Origin of the sequence: Solwaraspora sp. WMMD792 (assembly GCF_029626105.1) — a bacterium.
In the GTDB taxonomy this organism is placed as follows: Bacteria; Actinomycetota; Actinomycetes; order Mycobacteriales; family Micromonosporaceae; genus Micromonospora_E.
Genome location: NZ_JARUBH010000009.1, coordinates 6,155,320 through 6,171,240, shown reverse-complemented (window position 1 = coordinate 6,171,240; position 15,921 = coordinate 6,155,320). Strand labels below are relative to the sequence as shown.

Below are 15,921 nucleotides of genomic sequence, written 5' to 3'. Positions count from 1 at the left end.
ACCCTATGGGGTGACCGGGCACCGGCGACAGCCCGCGACCAGCCACGCGAACAGGGATCTCGATGAGAAGACCATGGGTGATCGGCGTCTCCGGGGCGTCCGGTACGCCGTACCCGGCCGCGGTGCTCCGCGCGCTGCTCGACGCCGGCCATCCAGTCGACCTGGTGGTGTCCCGCGCGGCCCGGCTCACCCTGCTCGACGAGACGGGCGCGCCGCTGCGGGACAGCCACTGGCGCGCCGACCTGGCCCGCTGGCTCGGCCGTGGGCTGGACGACGCGGACGTACGGTTCTGGCCGGCGGGTGATCTCGCCGCCGGGCCGAGCAGCGGCTCGTACCAGGTACGCGGGATGGTGGTCGTACCGGCCAGCACGGCCGCCTGCGCCGGCATCGCCATCGGGCTGTCCAAGGACCTGCTGCAGCGGGCCGCCGAGGTGAACCTCAAGGAACGCCGGCCGGTCGTGCTGGTCCCCCGGGAGACCCCGGTGACCCGCAGTCACCTGGAGCACCTGCTCGCCCTGCACGATGCGGGGGCGGTGGTGCTGCCGGCCAGTCCGGGCTTCTACGGTGCGGGTGCCGAGGCCAGCGCCGCCCAGTTGGTCGATTTCGTCGCCGGCAAGGTGCTGGACGCGCTCGGCGTACCGCACGATCTGTTCCGGCGGTGGTCCGGCGAGTTGGGCGCGGACCGGCCGTGACCACCGGCTCAGTGCGGCCGGTGTCAGTGCGGCCGGTGTCAGTGCGGCCGGTGTCAGTGCGGCCGGTGTCAGTGCGGCCGGTGTCAGTGCGGCCGGCGTCAGTACGGCCCGGCTGCTCCTGATCCGTTCTCGGTGTGCCGGGGCCGGGTGGTCTCCGCGCTTTCCGCCTGCATCTCCTCCAGCACGCCTTCGCCCTCGAGTAGCGCACGCACCTCGGACTCCCGGAACCGACGATGGCCTCCGGGAGTTCGGATACTGCCGATCCGGCCGGCCGCTGCCCATCGTGTGACGGTCTTCGGGTCGACACGGAACAGCGCGGCCACCTCGCCCGGCGTCAGCAGACGATCTCCAGTGTCCACGGTCCCCTCCTCGCGTCCACGACGGCTCTGGCGTGGCCAGTCAGCCCCCCGATGGACCGTGTGCCAGATGCCGTAGTGCCAGACGTACGGCCATTAGAGCACCGGCCGACCGCCGTGTCCGGGAAATGAGGAAAGCTACCCAACTGGGCAGTTACCCGGTAGGATTTGCGCCCTATGTTGTAATTTACCCTAGATCGTTAACCAGCGGATCCAGATGCGGAACGAGGCGGACACCGGCCCGGACGACCGCAGGCCATCGGCACGGCGACCGCCAACCAGCGGCGCGGACCAGTGCGGGCCACCCGGGCGGGCGACAGGCACTAGGGTCTACATCCCGTGGACGCCATCGACCTCCGGCTCGTCGACCTGCTGCGCGGCAACGCCCGGCTCTCCTACGCCGAACTCGCCCGCCAGGTCGGACTCTCCGCACCCGCCGTACACGAACGGATCGGCAAGCTCGAAACCTCCGGCGTGCTGCGCGGCTACCGGGCCGACGTACAGCCGGAATCGGTCGGCCTCGGCGTCACCGCCCTGATCGGACTGGTCGAAGACTCAGGTGCCGACACCGAGGCGGTGCTCGACGCGCTGCGCGACATGCCGGAGATCGAGTCCTGCTACTTCATGGCCGGCACCGAGTCGTTCCTCTGCCTCGCCCGGGTCGGCACCATCGCCGAACTGGAACAGCTCATCATGCGGCTGAACCGGACACCGGGGATCGCCAACACCCGGACCAGCGTCACGCTGTCCACCAAATGGGAGAATCGGCCCCGCCCCCTGACCGGGTGATTCGGCGACTGCACTTGTTACCGTCTGCGAGTGAATCAACTGGACCGGTACGACGACGCCGGCCGGGCCTGGGTGACCGACGCGATCGCCAAGGTCGAGGCGGACGCCAACCGGTCCGCCGACACCCACCTGCTGCCGTTCCCACTCCCCCCGTCCTGGGGCATCGACCTCTACCTCAAGGACGAGTCGGTGCACCCGACCGGTTCACTCAAGCACCGGCTGGCCCGCTCGTTGTTCCTGTACGGCCTGTGCAACGGGTGGATCGGTCCGCAGACCACGATCGTCGAGGCGTCGTCCGGCTCCACCGCCATCTCCGAGGCGTACTTCGCCCGGATGCTCGGCCTGCCGTTCGTGGCGGTGATGCCCGCCGGCACCTCGGCGGAGAAGATCGCCCAGATCGAGTTCCACGGCGCCCGCCCTCACCTGGTCCGCGACCCGGCCGCTGTGGTGATCGAGGCACGGTGGCTCGCCGAAGACCTCGGCGGGCACTTCATGGACCAGTTCACCTACGCCGAACGGGCCACCGACTGGCGGGGCAACAACAACATCGCCGAGTCGATCTTCGCCCAGCTGGCGCTGGAACGGCACCCGGTCCCGCACTGGATCGTGGTCGGTGCCGGCACCGGCGGCACCAGCGCCACCATCGGCCGGTACGTCCGCTACCAGCGGCACCGCACCAAGATCTGCGTCGTCGACCCGGAGAACTCCGCCTTCTACCCGGCATGGTGCAGCGGTGACTGGTCGACCTCGACCGGCCGGGGGTCGATGATCGAGGGGATCGGTCGGCCGACCGTCGAAGCGTCCTTCCAGCCGTCCGTGGTGGACCGCATGATCCAGGTCCCGGACGCCGCCTCACTCGCCGCCATGCGCATCGCCAGCGACCTGCTGGGTCGGCGGGTCGGCGGGTCGACCGGCACCAACCTGTGGGGTGCGTTCGCGCTGATCGCGCAGATGCGGGCCGCCGGCGAGCAGGGCTCGGTGGTGACGCTGCTGTGTGACAGTGGCGAACGGTACGCCGCCAGCTACTACTCGGCCGACTGGCTCACCCGGCACGGGATCGATCTGGCCCCGTACCGGGCCGTGGCCGAGCAGTTCCTGCGTACCGGCGAATGGCCGACCGACGTGCGTTGATCGGGATCAGGCGCGCTGCGCCAGCCCCGGGTAGTGCAGCACGAAACCGTCCGGATCCAGCGTCACCTCGGCCGTGAAGCTGCCGCTGCGGTACCGGACCCGGTCAGCGCCGAGCACCGTGTAGGTCTGCTCCATCGGCATCACCTCCAGGCTCGGCACCCGGACCCAGGCCGCGACCAGCCGGTGCTCCTGCCCGACCGGCTGGTCCGACAACCGCAGCCGGCGGATCGGCAGGGTGTTGAACAGCGGTGCGGCGTCCAGATCGACGTCGAGCGCCGCGTCGAGCCGGCCCGGTTCCTCGGTGCCGGGCAGGCCGACCGGGCTGCGCCCGGCCGCCCGCAGAGCACGGTCCAGGTCACCCTGTTCGGCGGTGCTCACCCGCCACCGGCCGAGCGCCCGTTCCATCCGTACGGTCCGCAGCCAGCCGGCACCCTCGACGGTGACGGTGAGCCGGACGGCGGCCCACTGTTCGTCGGTGGTGAGTTCGTAGTGGCAGCTGTACGGCAGCGGCGCCGCCGCCACCGCCATCCCGCGAGCGGTCAGCCCGCGCTGGTCGTCGAAGAGGACCTGATCGGCACCGCCGGTGTCCGTCCGCGTCCAGACGATCGATTTCGGCAACGTCGGCATGTTCCCGACCGTACCGGCCCGACGAGCCGCCGCGGAGCGGGTCGCCGGTGCCGGTCACGCACGCGGGTCAGTACACGCGGGTCAGTAGCTGCGGCTCGGCCGCCGGTCGGTGAAGCGCCGGTCACCACCGCCGCGCCGCCGGTCACCACCGGCCCGGTCGGCACCACCACGGCCGGCCCGGTCGGCACCACCGCGCGCACCCCGCTCGCCGTCGCCTCGGAAGCGGTCAGCTCCGTCGGCCCGGGAGCGGTCGCCCCGCCCCCGGAAGCGGTCGGGGCGGTCCGGCCGGAACCGGTCCCCCTGCGGGCGGGACTGCCGGGGCGGCTCCGGCTCGTTCACGATCGGCACGCCGCTCGGCTCGGTTGCGCCGGTCAGCTCGGACAGCGCGGCGTCGCCGCGGCGTACCCGGGTCTGGGCCGGCTCCACCCCGGCCTTTTCCAGCATGGCCAGGGTGCTGCGCCGCTGCTTCGGCAGCACCAGGGTGGCGACCGCGCCGGACTCGCCGGCCCGCGCGGTCCGCCCCGCCCGGTGCAGGTAGTCCTTGGGGTCCTTCGGCGGGTCGACGTGCACCACCAGCGAGACCCCGTCGACGTGGATGCCCCGGGCAGCCACGTCGGTGGCGACCAGGACGTTCGTCCGCCCTTCCTTGAACTCGGCGAGGGTACGGGTGCGTACCCGCTGGGTCTTGCCGCCGTGCAGGGCACCGGCCCGCACCCCGACCGACGCCAGCTGGTCCACCAGCCGGTCCACGCCCAGCTGGGTACGGGCGAACATCATGGTCCGCCCGGAGCGGGCGGCGATCGAAGCGGCCACGGCGAACTTGTCGCTCGGCGGGATCAGCAGCAGATGGTGGTCCATGGTGGTCACGGCGGCGGTGGCCGGCGCGGTGGAATGGGTGACCGGGTCGGTCATGAACCGCTGGACCAGCGTGTCGACGTCGTTGTCCAAGGTGGCCGAGAAGAGCAGCCGCTGAGCGTCCGCCGGAGTCTTGGCCAACAGCTCGGTGACCTCCGGCAGGAAGCCCATGTCGGCCATCTGGTCCGCCTCGTCCAGGACGGTGATCTCGATGTCGTCCAGCTGGCAGACGCCGCGCTGGATCAGGTCACCGAGCCGCCCCGGGGTGGCCACGATGATCTCCACACCGCGACGCAGCGAATCGATCTGCCGGTCGTACGGGACGCCGCCGACCGCCGTCTTGAGGAAGACCCCGACCGCCCGGCCCAGCGGGAACAACGCGTCGTTGACCTGCATCGCCAGCTCGCGGGTGGGGACCAGGATCAGGGCCCGGGGCCGCAGTGGGCGGGCCCGGCGGCCGTCGGCGATTCGAGCCAGCAACGGTAGGCCGAACGCGAGGGTCTTGCCGGAGCCGGTCTGGCCCCGGCCGAGCACGTCCCGGCCGGCCAACGCGTCGGGCACGGTGGCGCGCTGGATCTCGAACGGAGTGGTGATGCCCTCCCGGGCGAGTGTCCGGACCAGTTGCCGGGGCAACCCGAGCGCCGCGAAGTCAGGCTCGTCGGCAACCGGCCCGGCGGCCGTGGCCACGACGACCGGCTCGGCGGTCTGGCTGGTCGCCGGCTCCGCCGGCAGGTCGGCGGCTTCGGGCACGGTGTCGAGAACGGAGGGGAACGTGCTGGGATCAGCGAAGGTGGTCAAGAAAACCTCTCAGAGCGGGGCGGATCTTCGCGAATGGCCCGTTCCGGTGTGCACCGTTGAATCGCCCGCAAGATCGCCCATGAGCACGCGGTAGCGCGCCGGGTTGATGATCGAGTGACAAGTGTACGGGTTTGCCGCGCTGCTGCCACCTGACCCGTCCGACCGGTGGGCCGACTCACCTCAGCCGATCCGGCGTCAACCGCCCAGCAGCCCGTCGAAGATGTCGGTGAAGGTGTTACCCACGGCGAGCACCGCGACGATGCCGATCACCACCATCACGGCCAGACCGACCACCATGGCCAGCACCACCTTGGTGGTACTGCGGTCCTCCCGCTCGGGCAGGTCCGCCCAGCCCTGGGCCAGGATGTGGCCGGTCAGCGAGCCGGAGTTCTCCACGGCGGGGTTGAACACCACACCGCCGGGCGCGCCGGACATGCCGCCGGGTGCCCCCATCGGCAGACCCATCGTCGGATCGGCCGCTGGCCGGTTGGCCGCACCAGGTTGGGAAGGTACGCCGGGAGCACCGGCCGGGGAAGGTACGCCGGGAGCACCGACCAGGCCGGGTCCGGGCGTGTCGCTGTCGGGCCGGCGGGCCCCGTACACCCGCCCGGCCGCCGGGGCCGGGGTGCTGCGTGCCCACTGCCCATAGGCCGGCGAAGGCTCCGGCGGCACGACCGGCTCCGGCGGCGCCGGTGGCTGGTGCCAGGGCGTCGGCGGTGACTCGCGCCACGGCGTCGGTGGAACCGCCGGTGGGATCGTGTACCCGCCGGCCGCCTGGGTCATCTGGTACGCGGTCCCGGCTGGCGGCGGGAACGGCGGTGGCGGAGTCGGGCCCGGTGGGTTCGGACCCGGGCCCGGCGGGTACGGGCCTGGCACCGGAGCGGGTGAGGTCGGCCGAGGCGGCAACGGCGGAGCCGGGGCCGGGGCGGGTTCCGGCTCGGGCGAGGTCGGCCCGGCCGGCGGTTCCGCAGGTGCGGGCGGCTGTACCGGGTCGGGGGGTAGGGCCGGATCGCTGGGCGAGGGCTCCTCGGTACGACGCGCACCGTAGACACGGGTCCCGCCGGTCGGCACCCGGAGCGCCCCGACGTCGCTGGCGGAGACCCGTTGCGCTCCGGCCACCGTGGCGCGGGCACGGGCCGACGCGGCCTCCCCGCTGGCCGCCGGAGGCGACGACACCGCGGCGGGTGGCTCGGTCCCGGCGGCTGCGGACGCCGACGCGGCATGGTCGGCCGGCTGCTGGTCATCGGCCGGCTGCTGGTCAGTCGTGGCCGGCGGCTGCCAGGGCAAGGCGAACGCCGACCATGCGGAAGCCGGCGACGCGGAAGCCGGCGACGCGGAAGCGGACGGCCCGGCTGCCGGCGAGGTCGGAGCCGGCGAGGTCGGAGCCGGCGAGGTCGGAGCCGACGGCCCGGCCGCCGACGACGGGGAAGACGTACCAGGCACGACCGGGACGTCGGCACTGGAGCCGGTGCCGACCGGCGACGCCCACAGCGCCCCAGCCGGTGGTGGCGGCGGCGGACTGAACGGAGCCGGCAGCTCCTCTGCCGGTGGCGGCGCCGATCCGGACCGGTCGACCTGGTCGGGCACCCGCCGCTGACCACCGTCGACCTGGTCCACCGACGACCAGGGCCGAGCTTCGTCCATCACTGCCTCCCGTGCCAGCTCACCGGAACACCTCCGGCCGGTGAGGAGTCCGCCGGTTTACCGTGCCATACCGATGCACCTCGGCACAGCCGGAGTATCGGCGTACCGACCGTGGCCGTCTGTCCGGTCCTGGGCGCAACGGTCCGACCGGAGGACGTACGGTCAGCCTTCCAGCGGGCCTGCGCTCGGCGTGCCGGCCGACGTCGCCGACGCGCTCGGGCCGGCCGAAGCGGAACTCGACTCGCTCGGGGTACTGGTCGGCGTCCCGGAGCCGCTCGCGTCCGGATCCGGGGTTTCGGAGCCGCTCGCGTCCGGATCCGGGGTCCCGGAGCCGGTCGGCGACGGGCTGGGGTCACTCGGCGTCGGCATCGGACCAGGCGTGGACGGGCTGGTCGACGGCGACGGGGAAGGCGACGGCGAATCCGACGGATCCGGCGACGGCGAATCCGTGGGGTCCGGGGACGGCGAGTCGGACGGGTCGGGCGACGGCGAATCCGTGGGGTCCGGTGTCGGATCGGGCGACGGGTCCGGCGATGGCGTGGGCGTCGGAGTCGGGGTGGGCGTCGGGGTCGGTGCGACCTCGCGGATCACCCGGGTCGCCGCGTAGAACCGGGACCACCAGACGGTGGAGACCTTGACCACGTCTCCGGTGGTCGGCGCGTGCACCATCTTGCCGTTGCCGACGTACATCCCGACGTGGTGCACCGTCGTCCAACTGGACCCGGAGGCGAAGAAGATCAGGTCACCGGGTAGCAGTGCCGAGCGGTCCACCTTGTTGTGCCGGGTCGCGTAGTACTGGTCCTTGGCGACCCGGGGCAGGCTGAAGTAGTCGGCGCCGGGCGACCGGTACGCCGCCCACATCAGGCCGGAACAGTCGTAGCGGTGCGGCCCCTCGGCCCCCCACAGGTACGGCTTGCCGAGCTGCTTGAGGGCGAACTCCAGGGCGGCGACGGCACGGGGATGGGCGGCGGCACCGTCGATCCCGTCGATGCCCTGCCCGATCTCCTGCTCGGCGGCCTCCCGCTGGCGTTCGATCGCCACCAGCTGCTCGGTGTTCTGCTCCTTCAACGCGAGCAGCGCGGTCTCCCGCTGCTTGAAGGTGCCCTCGGTGCTGCCGAACTCGCTGCGCAGCGCGTCGACCAGGGCCAGCGCCGCCGTGTACGTCTGGTACGCCTCCTGCTCGGCGGCGGCGGCGAGCGCCACGTCCCGGTTGGCGGCATCGGTGCCGACACCGGACTGCTGGCCCCGTTGCAGCCGGGACAGGGCACCAAGACCGTGCAGGTCACCGCGGTACTCGCCGGGCGGCATCGCGGCGGCGTCCTTGAGCGCGTACGACGCCGCGCTGTCCGCGTCCCGCTGCGCCTCGATCAGCGCGGTTCGCGCCTCGCGCAGCGACTGCTCGGCGGCGACCAGCGCGGTCTCCGCCGCGGTCTGCTCCTGTTCGAGCTCGAGCAGCTGCTGACCGAGCAGCGCGACCTCGGTCTCACCGGCGTAGATCTGCGCGGCGAGCGGGCCCTCCACCGGGGTGGGGGTGATGGCCGGCGCGTTGGTCGTCGGGCCGGCGCCGGGCAGCTGCAGGCCGCCGGCGGGCACCGGCCGGCTGCCGGTGTCCGGCACGGTCGCCGGCTGGGCGTACACCGGGGAGGCGAGGGCGACTGCGGTGACGGCACCGAGCAGGCCAGCCCACAGGGCCGGGCTCAGCCGGACCGGAACGGCACCGACCATCACGAACCGGCGTTGCCGCCGTGCTCCGTCGCGCCGCTGGCCCACTGCCGCGCCCCTGCTTCTTCGTGCCATGCCTGCCCGCTCGCTCCCGTACGGCGCATTTGTCCCGGTGCTGATGCGCCGGAACCGAGTCGCGTCGCCTGGTGTCGCCTGTCCCACATCGGTCTTACCGCACGGGGCTGCTGATGTCGATGATTCGTGAGGTAACGAGAAGCTGAGAGGTTGGCGACCCGGGCATGACGCAGGTCGCTGTGCCGCCGGGCGACGAGCCGATCGGCGGCCCCGGGACGTACGCTCGAACGCGGATCACGGCTGATGGTCGTCGACGGCGGGTCGTCGGCGTGGCCGGCCGGGAAGGGGCATGGCGGACGTGGACGCTGGTCGCAAGCGTGAGCTCGAAGACAAGGTGTACGCCGGGGAGCGGCTGGACTACACCGACGGGGTGGACCTGTACGCCAGCGACGACCTGGCCTGGCTGGGCCGGCTGGCGCACCACCGGCGGACCGAGCTCAACGGCGACCGGGTGATGTTCAACGTCAACCGGCACCTCAACCTGACCAACGTGTGCAGCGCCTCCTGCGCGTACTGCTCGTTCCAGCGCAAGCCGGGCGAGAAGGACGCATACACGATGCGCATCGACGAGGCCGTCCGTAAGGCCAAGGAGATGGAGGACGAGCAGCTCACCGAGCTGCACATCGTCAACGGCCTGCACCCGACCCTGCCCTGGCGGTACTACCCGAAGGTGCTGCGCGAGCTCAAGGCGGCGCTGCCGAACGTCAAGCTCAAGGCGTTCACCGCGACCGAGGTGCAGTGGTTCGAGAAGATCAGTGGGCTGCCGGCCGACGAGATCCTCGACGAGCTGATGGACGCCGGTCTGGAGTCGCTGACCGGCGGCGGCGCGGAGATCTTCGACTGGGAAATCCGCCAGCACATCGTCGACCACGCCTGCCACTGGGAGGACTGGTCACGGATTCACCGGCTGGCCCACAGCAAGGGGCTACGGACGCCGTCAACGATGTTGTACGGGCACATCGAGGAGCCCCGGCACCGGGTGGACCACGTGCTGCGGCTGCGCGAGTTGCAGGACGAGACCGGCGGTTTCACCGTCTTCATCCCGCTGCGCTACCAGCACGACTTCGTCGACTCGGCGGACGGCAAGATCCGTAACCGGATCCAGGAGCGCACCACGATGGCGGCGCCGGCCGAGTCGTTGAAGACCTTCGCGGTGTCCCGGCTGCTGTTCGACAACGTGCCGCACGTCAAGTGTTTCTGGGTGATGCACGGGCTGTCCGTGGCGCAGTTGTCGCTCAACTTCGGCGTCGACGACCTGGACGGGTCGGTGGTCGAGTACAAGATCACCCACGACGCGGACTCCTACGGCACGCCGAACACCATGCACCGCGAGGACCTGCTGCACCTGATCTGGGACGCCGGCTTCCAGCCGGTCGAGCGGGACACCCGCTACCAGGTGGTACGCGAGTACGACCGGCCGCCGACGCTGGCCGACCGGCGGGCCGAGCCGCAGCAGATCTGGGCCTGAGCGAGGCCGGACCGGCAACGCCTTCGAGCAGCCCGGACCGGCCTGATCCGGCCGGCAGGTGTCGACCCGCCCCGGCGTGGGAAAGACGCAGCGGTGAATCAGCGCCGTGGCATGCTGTCCCGCCTCCGTGGCGTGTGGGGCAGTTTCTGGGCGGTACCGGCGGCGTTCGCGACCGGCGCGGTGCTCGGCGCGATCCTGCTCACCGCCCTGGAGCTGCGGCTACGGCTGCCGCTGGACGGCTTCCTGCCGAGCGGACCGGCCGGTGCCAGGTCGCTGCTGTCGGCGGTGATCACCGCGATGATCTCGTTCACCGCGCTGGTCTTCTCCATCACGGTGGTAGCGGTGCAGCTGGCCTCCAGCCAGTACTCACCCCGGGTGCTGCGGACGTTCCTGCGCGACCGGGTCACCCAGGCCACCCTCGGCACGTTCGTCGCGACGTTCCTGTTCGCCATGGTGGTCCTCGCCGCGCTACCGGACCGGTCCGACGCCCGGCTGCCGGCGCTGTCGCTGGCCGTGTCGATGGCCCTGGTGCTGGGCAGCACCGGAATGTTCATCTACTATCTGCACCATATGACCGCTCTGATGCGGGTCTCGCACATGATCGCGGCGATCGGGGTGCAGAGCAGACGCAGCATCGACCGGTGGGCGCCCCGGTCGACCGATCCGACCGGTTCCCCGGTCGGCCCGATCGTCGATGTGCTGGCGGCACCGGCCACCGGGGTGGTCATCGCGGTCGACGTCAACCTGCTGGCGCGGCTCGCCCGCCGGTACGGCTGCGCCCTCACCGTCGAACGGATCCCCGGCGAGTTCGTGGTGGCCGGCATGCCGCTGGTCGCCGTACACGCCGTCGGTGACACGCCGCCGGGCCCGGTCGACGCGACGCTGGCCGGACAGGCCGTCGAGGTCGGCGTCGAACGGGTCCCCGGCCAGGACGTCGGCTTCGGGCTACGGCAGCTCGCCGACATCGCCGAACGGGCGCTCTCGCCCGGCATCAACGACGCCACCACCGCCGTCCGCGCCCTGCAGGAGGCGCATGACCTGCTACGCCGACTGGCCGACCGGCCGGACCGACCGAGGATCGTCCGGGACGACGACGGGACGGTCCGGGTCCACGTCCGCCGGCAGTCGTTCGCCAGCCACCTCGCCACCTCGATCACCGACGTCCGGCAGGCCGCCACTGACCAGCCCAGGGTCATCGACCTGATCGACAGCATTCTCGCCGATCTGGCCACGGCGGCCCGGCCCGAGCACCGGCCGGACATCCAGCGGTGCCGGGCGGCGTCACCGGCCGCCGACGCCCCGGGACGTCGCTGAGGAGTACCAGCGGCGACCGGCGGTGGCGGTCACCCCGTGCACCAGGGTGCTGGCCGCGATCACCAGCGTCCCGGCCGCCCACAGCCGGGAGTCCGTCGCACCCTCGGCGTAGCTGTACGTCAGGTAGAACAGCGCGGACACGCCGATCGGGCCGAACCAGCCGAGGAACACCGTGTCCCGCCACGACATGCCCAGCGCCGGCCGCAGGGCCAGCACCACCGGCAGCCGGCGCAGCAGCAGCACGGCCACCGGGAACGCCACGACGGGCCAGCCGAGCTCCAGCCACTGCCGCCACGGGACCACCAGACCGAGCAGGAAGAACACCGGCAGGACGAGATACCGGGTGAGCGCGTCGTCGAGTTGCTGCTCAGACGCCCGGGACCGACGGCCGATCATCCGGTTGTAGGCCAGCCCGGTGACGAACACAGCGAGGATCGCGTCGGTACCGGCGACCCGGGCGACGCCCAGGGCGGCCACACCGAGGACCACGGCGAAGACCAGCAACGAGCCCTGGTCGACCTGCTCCCGGGCCTCGGCCGCCCGTACCGCCCAGCCGGCGAGGCAGCCGACCGCCACACCGACCAGGACCGCACCGCCGACGCCCCAGGCCGCCTCGGCCACCTGCTGCCCGGCCGGGCGGCCGGCGGCCGCGATCAGCGCCAGCGCGACCAGCAGGTACGCGAGCCCGTCGTTGATCCCGGACTCACCGCTGATCACCTGACGCAGCCGGACCGGCAGTGTCTGCTCCGCAGGTGTCCCGGACACGACGCTCGACGCCAGCACCGGGTCGGTCGGGGTCAGGCAGACCCCGAGTAGCACCGCCAGTGCGACCGGTAGGCCGAGCAGCAGCCAGGCCAAACCGGCGCTGACCACCGCCATCCCGACCATGCCCAGGGTCAGCAGCACCCCGACCGGGCGGGCCACCGTCAGGTACCCGGTGGCGGGGAACCGCAGCGCGACCGCCATAAGTGAGATGGCCAGCAGGATCCGGCTGGCCTCGCGGAGCAGGTCGGTGGTGTCGTGGTGGGACGGATCGATCAGCCCGGACACCGGGCCGACCAGGACGCCGAGCAGCAACGCGAGCAGCGGTTCGCTGACCGGCGCGCGGCGGATGGCGCTCGACCAGAAGGCCAGCAGTACGGCGAGCACGCCGACCAGGGCGTAGCTCAGGTGCAGCGGATGCATCCGGACACCTTCACCGCAGCGGTGGGCGGCTCAAACCTGGCGGCGTCGACCCTCGGTGCCCCGTACCACCGGGGGTCGGCTGCCATCTTGGCCGGTTATCCGGATGGCGGCCCGGCAAACCTGGTCCGGGTGCGGCACCGGCCCAGGCGTACCCTCATCCTGGTCATGACGGAATCGAAGAGCGACAGTCTTCCGCGCCGGGACGCCGCAGGTCGGGTCGTCGCGTTGCCGGATCTGCTCGGCGTGGTCGGCGCCGGCCTGGTGATCGGCCTGGTCGTGCTGCTGCTGTTCGACGGCGTGTTCACGCTGATCGGCGACGGCCGGCTCGGCCAGTCGAACGGCTGGTTGGCGGTGATCCTGCCGGCGTGGCTGTTCGCCGAGGACTTCCGGGCCTGGGCCGGCGGCTCCGCTCGGTTCGTCGCCGCCGCCGTGGCGACCGGGGTCGGGGTCGCGTCCGGGCTGCTCGCCGCCGGGATCGCGGCCGACCTGCCGCCGACGGCCGGCGGCGGGATCGGAGCGGCGGTCTTCGCCCTGGTGTACGCGGCGGTCTGGTTCCATGGCGTCCGGTGGCTGGACGGCCGGTGAGGAGAGGCATGAGCCCTGCGGTGAAGTACACGCTCGGCCGGATCGGGCTGTTCGTGATCGTTGTGCTGGCCCTCTGGCCGGTCGACATCAACATTTTTCTGAAACTTATGATCGCGGTCATTTTCTCGGCCGCGCTGTCCTGGTTTCTGATGCGCGGCTGGCGGGACGAGATGGCGCAGCAGATCGCCGAGTCCGCCGAGCGCCGCCGGTCCGAGAAGGAACGGTTGCGGTCCGCGCTGGCCGGCGAGGACCAGACCGACGGTACGGCCGGCAGGTCCGGTACGGCGGGCAAGTCCCAGGAGGATTCCTAGCATTCACCCACCGGCATTGACCGTGCCGGAGTGTGGTCGATTCAATATCGACCGGAATCGCCTCGGCGGATGCACCTGAGACGGTGGTTGCTCATGATGCCCGGATCCTTGCCGCTCCGACGCCTGCTCGACCCGTTCCGACGGCTGCTCGACCGGCTCCCACGACGCACCACCGCAGGCTTCATCGCCGGGCTGGCCGCGCTGTCCACGATCGTCGCCACCATCGGGTTCGGCGCGGCGTCCGCCCGCGACGACGACCTGATCGGACAGCCGGTCTCCGACGAGCAGTTGGCGGTCATCGTCGCCGCCGCCGAGTCCTGCCCGATGCTCAACCCGGCCCGGGTCGCCGGCCAGCTGATGGCCGAGTCCGGGCTGGACGCCGGCGCGGACACCACCACCTCCGGTGGGCAGGGCATCGCCGGGCTCGACTCGCAGGACTGGCAGGACTGGGCGCCGTGGCCGGCGGCGGAACGCGCCGACGTCGAGGCCAACGTGATCGCCCTGGCCCGCCAGATGTGCCAGCTCAGCGGCCGGCTGCGGGTGGCAGAGGTGCCGGGTGACCAGTGGTGGCTGGCGCTCGCGGCGTTCCACACCGGGCTGGACACGGTCACCGAGGCCGGCGGGGTTCCCGATCCGGCACTCACCTATGTCGGCCAGGCCAGCGGCTACGCGGCGTACTACAGCAAGCTGCCGCAGTTCGGCGGGTCCGGGGACGAGCCGGCCGACACGAACCGTCAGCCGAAGGCGATCCCCACCGAGTACGTCGAGCTGATCGTCGAGGCCGGATCGGCCTGCCCAGCGGTCACCGCCCCGGCGGTCGCCGCCTCGTTGATGGCGCTGTCCGGGTTCGACGCGACCCTGGTCGGCGCCGACGACCGGCAGGGCATCGCCCAGTTCACCACTGAGCTCTGGCAGGAGCACGGGCCGGCCGACGCGTCACCGATGGTGCCGGCGGCGGCCATCCCGGCGTTCGGCACCGCGATGTGCGCGCTGGTCGAGTCGTTCGGCGACGCCGAAGGGGACGTCTACCTGATGGCGCTGGCCGCGTACCACGCCGGGGTCGACGCGGTGCGCCAGACCGACGGCCCGCTCGACAAGGAGACCGAGAACCTGCTGGAGTCGGTGCAGCGGCTCACCGATTTCTACGCGATGGACGCCCGGATGACCACCGAGCCGTCACCGTCGGCCACGCCGTCCCCGTCGGCCTCCTCGTCGCCGTCGACGTCACCGACCCCGGCCGCTTCCCCGACCGGTTCGCCGAAGTCCAGGTCGGCGACGACGCCACCGGGTACGGTCAACACCCGGCGGGCGGCGCCGCCACCCAGCCCGCGCGCCACGAAGAACCCGCCGAAGCAGACCACCCCGGCGGCGCCGCCCGCCCCGGTACGCCCGTCCAACACCTACCAGCTGGTCGGTAAGGAGACCGGGTTGTGCGTCAGCGCCGGTGCCGGCTCCGACGGGACACGGCTCACCCTGCAGCGCTGCGCCGAGAACAAGTCGCAGTGGTGGCAGTTGCGCAGCGACGGCACGATCCGCGCCAACGGGCTCTGCATGGACGTGGCCTGGGGTGCCAGCGAAGACGGCACCCCGGTGCAGGTGGCGTACTGCAGCGGCCACCCGGCGCAGAACTGGCAGAAGTGGCAGGGCCGCAGCGGCACCCTGGTGAACCCGCTGACCGGCAAGTGCCTGGACGTCGACGGTCACGGGGTGGGCTCACCGCTGATGATCTGGTACTGCGTGGGTCACCCGAAGCAGACCTTCAACCAGCGGTGACCGTACGGCCGGCCGGCCCCGACCCGGGGCCGGCCGCTACCGCACGACGGTGCTGGGTCGGTCCCTACCCGGGCAGTTGTGCTTCGATCGCGGTGACCACCGCGTCGTCGGTCGGCTCGACCCGGGGCCGGAACCGGCCGACCACCCGGCCGTCCGGCGCGATCAGGAACTTCTCGAAATTCCACTGGATGTCACCGGCCGTGCCGTCGGCGTCGGCGGTTTCAGTCAGCTCGGCGTAGACCGGGTGCCGGCCGGGCCCGTTGACCTCGATCTTGGCGAACATCGGGAACGTCACGCCGTACGTCGCCGAGCAGAACTCCTGGATCTCCTCGGCGCTGCCCGGCTCCTGGCCACCGAACTGGTTGCACGGGAAGCCGACCACCGAGAAGCCCCGGTCGGCGTACCGCTCGTGCAGCTGTTCCAGGCCGGCGTACTGCGGGGTCAGCCCACACTTCGACGCCACGTTGACCACCAACAGTGCCTTGCCGGCGTAGTCCCCCAACGAGCCGGGCTGCCCGGCCAGGGTGGTGAGCGGAATGTCGTAGATCCCCACGTCTCGGTCCTCTCTCCCGCCCGGTGCGCTCACACCGGCCGGC

At 72.0% G+C, this 15,921-nt stretch carries 16 protein-coding genes; 9 read left to right on the top strand and 7 right to left on the bottom strand.

All coding sequences use genetic code 11. From position 1 onward, the window contains the following. The first annotated feature begins 62 nt into the window (after positions 1-62). Entirely contained in the window at positions 63-692 is a 630-nt protein-coding gene (locus tag O7629_RS28770) for a UbiX family flavin prenyltransferase (protein WP_278173176.1), read from the top strand. A gap of 98 nt (positions 693-790) precedes the next feature. On the opposite strand, the gene O7629_RS28765 is transcribed toward O7629_RS28770, so the two are convergent. Next, the gene (locus O7629_RS28765; RefSeq protein ID WP_347403703.1) at positions 791-1,051 is read right to left on the bottom strand and encodes a BldC family transcriptional regulator; all 261 of its coding nucleotides are present in this window, start codon (positions 1,049-1,051) and stop codon (positions 791-793) included. Positions 1,052-1,387: 336 nt separating this feature from the next. Between O7629_RS28765 and O7629_RS28760 the strand changes: the two genes are divergently transcribed. Together O7629_RS28760 and O7629_RS28755 are read left to right on the top strand one after the other, a co-directional pair. Further along, a complete protein-coding gene (locus O7629_RS28760) occupies positions 1,388-1,837 on the top strand; it encodes an Lrp/AsnC family transcriptional regulator (protein WP_278173175.1) in 450 nt (149 codons plus the stop codon). 30 nt (positions 1,838-1,867) lie between these two features. Next, on the top strand, positions 1,868-2,968 hold the full coding sequence (locus O7629_RS28755; protein WP_278173174.1) for a PLP-dependent cysteine synthase family protein: 1,101 nt from the start codon (positions 1,868-1,870) through the stop codon (positions 2,966-2,968). 6 nt (positions 2,969-2,974) lie between these two features. On the opposite strand, the gene O7629_RS28750 is transcribed toward O7629_RS28755, so the two are convergent. The 3 genes from O7629_RS28750 to O7629_RS28740 form a co-directional block, all read right to left on the bottom strand. Continuing rightward, positions 2,975-3,595, bottom strand: coding sequence for a putative glycolipid-binding domain-containing protein (locus O7629_RS28750; RefSeq protein ID WP_278173173.1), 621 nt, complete (start codon positions 3,593-3,595; stop codon positions 2,975-2,977). Between the two features lie 81 nt (positions 3,596-3,676). Further along, the gene (locus tag O7629_RS28745) at positions 3,677-5,137 is read right to left on the bottom strand and encodes a DEAD/DEAH box helicase (RefSeq protein WP_278174713.1); all 1,461 of its coding nucleotides are present in this window, start codon (positions 5,135-5,137) and stop codon (positions 3,677-3,679) included. A gap of 306 nt (positions 5,138-5,443) precedes the next feature. Next, positions 5,444-6,031: a hypothetical protein gene (locus tag O7629_RS28740; RefSeq protein ID WP_278173172.1), complete on the bottom strand. Its 588-nt coding sequence runs from the start codon at positions 6,029-6,031 to the stop codon at positions 5,444-5,446. 337 nt (positions 6,032-6,368) lie between these two features. Here O7629_RS28740 and O7629_RS28735 point away from each other — a divergent pair, with 337 nt between their 5' ends. Beyond that, positions 6,369-6,845, top strand: coding sequence for a hypothetical protein (locus O7629_RS28735; protein ID WP_278173171.1), 477 nt, complete (start codon positions 6,369-6,371; stop codon positions 6,843-6,845). A gap of 209 nt (positions 6,846-7,054) precedes the next feature. Here O7629_RS28735 and O7629_RS28730 read toward each other — a convergent pair whose 3' ends face one another. Beyond that, positions 7,055-8,689: a C40 family peptidase gene (locus tag O7629_RS28730; RefSeq protein ID WP_347403702.1), complete on the bottom strand. Its 1,635-nt coding sequence runs from the start codon at positions 8,687-8,689 to the stop codon at positions 7,055-7,057. Positions 8,690-8,987: 298 nt separating this feature from the next. Between O7629_RS28730 and mqnE the strand changes: the two genes are divergently transcribed. Together mqnE and O7629_RS28720 are read left to right on the top strand one after the other, a co-directional pair. Further along, positions 8,988-10,157: an aminofutalosine synthase MqnE gene (mqnE, locus tag O7629_RS28725; RefSeq protein ID WP_278174711.1), complete on the top strand. Its 1,170-nt coding sequence runs from the start codon at positions 8,988-8,990 to the stop codon at positions 10,155-10,157. Between the two features lie 93 nt (positions 10,158-10,250). Next, the gene (locus O7629_RS28720) at positions 10,251-11,471 is read left to right on the top strand and encodes a DUF2254 domain-containing protein (protein WP_278173170.1); all 1,221 of its coding nucleotides are present in this window, start codon (positions 10,251-10,253) and stop codon (positions 11,469-11,471) included. On the opposite strand, the gene O7629_RS28715 is transcribed toward O7629_RS28720, so the two are convergent. After that, the gene (locus O7629_RS28715) at positions 11,439-12,656 is read right to left on the bottom strand and encodes a cation:proton antiporter (RefSeq protein ID WP_278173169.1); all 1,218 of its coding nucleotides are present in this window, start codon (positions 12,654-12,656) and stop codon (positions 11,439-11,441) included. The two genes, O7629_RS28720 and O7629_RS28715, sit on opposite strands and share 33 nt — an antisense overlap. Positions 12,657-12,821: 165 nt before the next feature. Here O7629_RS28715 and O7629_RS28710 point away from each other — a divergent pair, with 165 nt between their 5' ends. The 3 genes from O7629_RS28710 to O7629_RS28700 all read left to right on the top strand — a co-directional run bounded on the left by O7629_RS28710 (position 12,822) and on the right by O7629_RS28700 (position 15,325). Further along, the gene (locus O7629_RS28710) at positions 12,822-13,241 is read left to right on the top strand and encodes a hypothetical protein (protein WP_278173168.1); all 420 of its coding nucleotides are present in this window, start codon (positions 12,822-12,824) and stop codon (positions 13,239-13,241) included. Between the two features lie 8 nt (positions 13,242-13,249). Next, positions 13,250-13,552, top strand: coding sequence for a DUF4229 domain-containing protein (locus O7629_RS28705; RefSeq protein ID WP_278173167.1), 303 nt, complete (start codon positions 13,250-13,252; stop codon positions 13,550-13,552). Between the two features lie 108 nt (positions 13,553-13,660). Beyond that, positions 13,661-15,325, top strand: coding sequence for a ricin-type beta-trefoil lectin domain protein (locus tag O7629_RS28700; RefSeq protein ID WP_278173166.1), 1,665 nt, complete (start codon positions 13,661-13,663; stop codon positions 15,323-15,325). A 64-nt stretch (positions 15,326-15,389) separates the two neighbouring features. Here O7629_RS28700 and O7629_RS28695 read toward each other — a convergent pair whose 3' ends face one another. Beyond that, complete coding sequence (locus O7629_RS28695) at positions 15,390-15,878, bottom strand: glutathione peroxidase (protein WP_278173165.1); 489 nt, start codon at positions 15,876-15,878, stop codon at positions 15,390-15,392. Positions 15,879-15,921 lie beyond the last annotated feature (43 nt).

What these genes read in the sequence shown, in the direction of transcription:
- O7629_RS28770 (WP_278173176.1), top strand. Translation starts at nt 63, where the DNA reads ATGAGAAGACCATGGGTGATCGGCGTCTCCGGGGCGTCCGGTACGCCG.
- O7629_RS28750 (WP_278173173.1), bottom strand. Translation starts at nt 3,595, where the DNA reads ATGCCGACGTTGCCGAAATCGATCGTCTGGACGCGGACGGACACCGGC.
- O7629_RS28740 (WP_278173172.1), bottom strand. Translation starts at nt 6,031, where the DNA reads ATGACCCAGGCGGCCGGCGGGTACACGATCCCACCGGCGGTTCCACCG.
- O7629_RS28730 (WP_347403702.1), bottom strand. Translation starts at nt 8,689, where the DNA reads ATGGCACGAAGAAGCAGGGGCGCGGCAGTGGGCCAGCGGCGCGACGGA.
- O7629_RS28715 (WP_278173169.1), bottom strand. Translation starts at nt 12,656, where the DNA reads ATGCATCCGCTGCACCTGAGCTACGCCCTGGTCGGCGTGCTCGCCGTA.
- O7629_RS28710 (WP_278173168.1), top strand. Translation starts at nt 12,822, where the DNA reads ATGACGGAATCGAAGAGCGACAGTCTTCCGCGCCGGGACGCCGCAGGT.
- O7629_RS28705 (WP_278173167.1), top strand. Translation starts at nt 13,250, where the DNA reads ATGAGCCCTGCGGTGAAGTACACGCTCGGCCGGATCGGGCTGTTCGTG.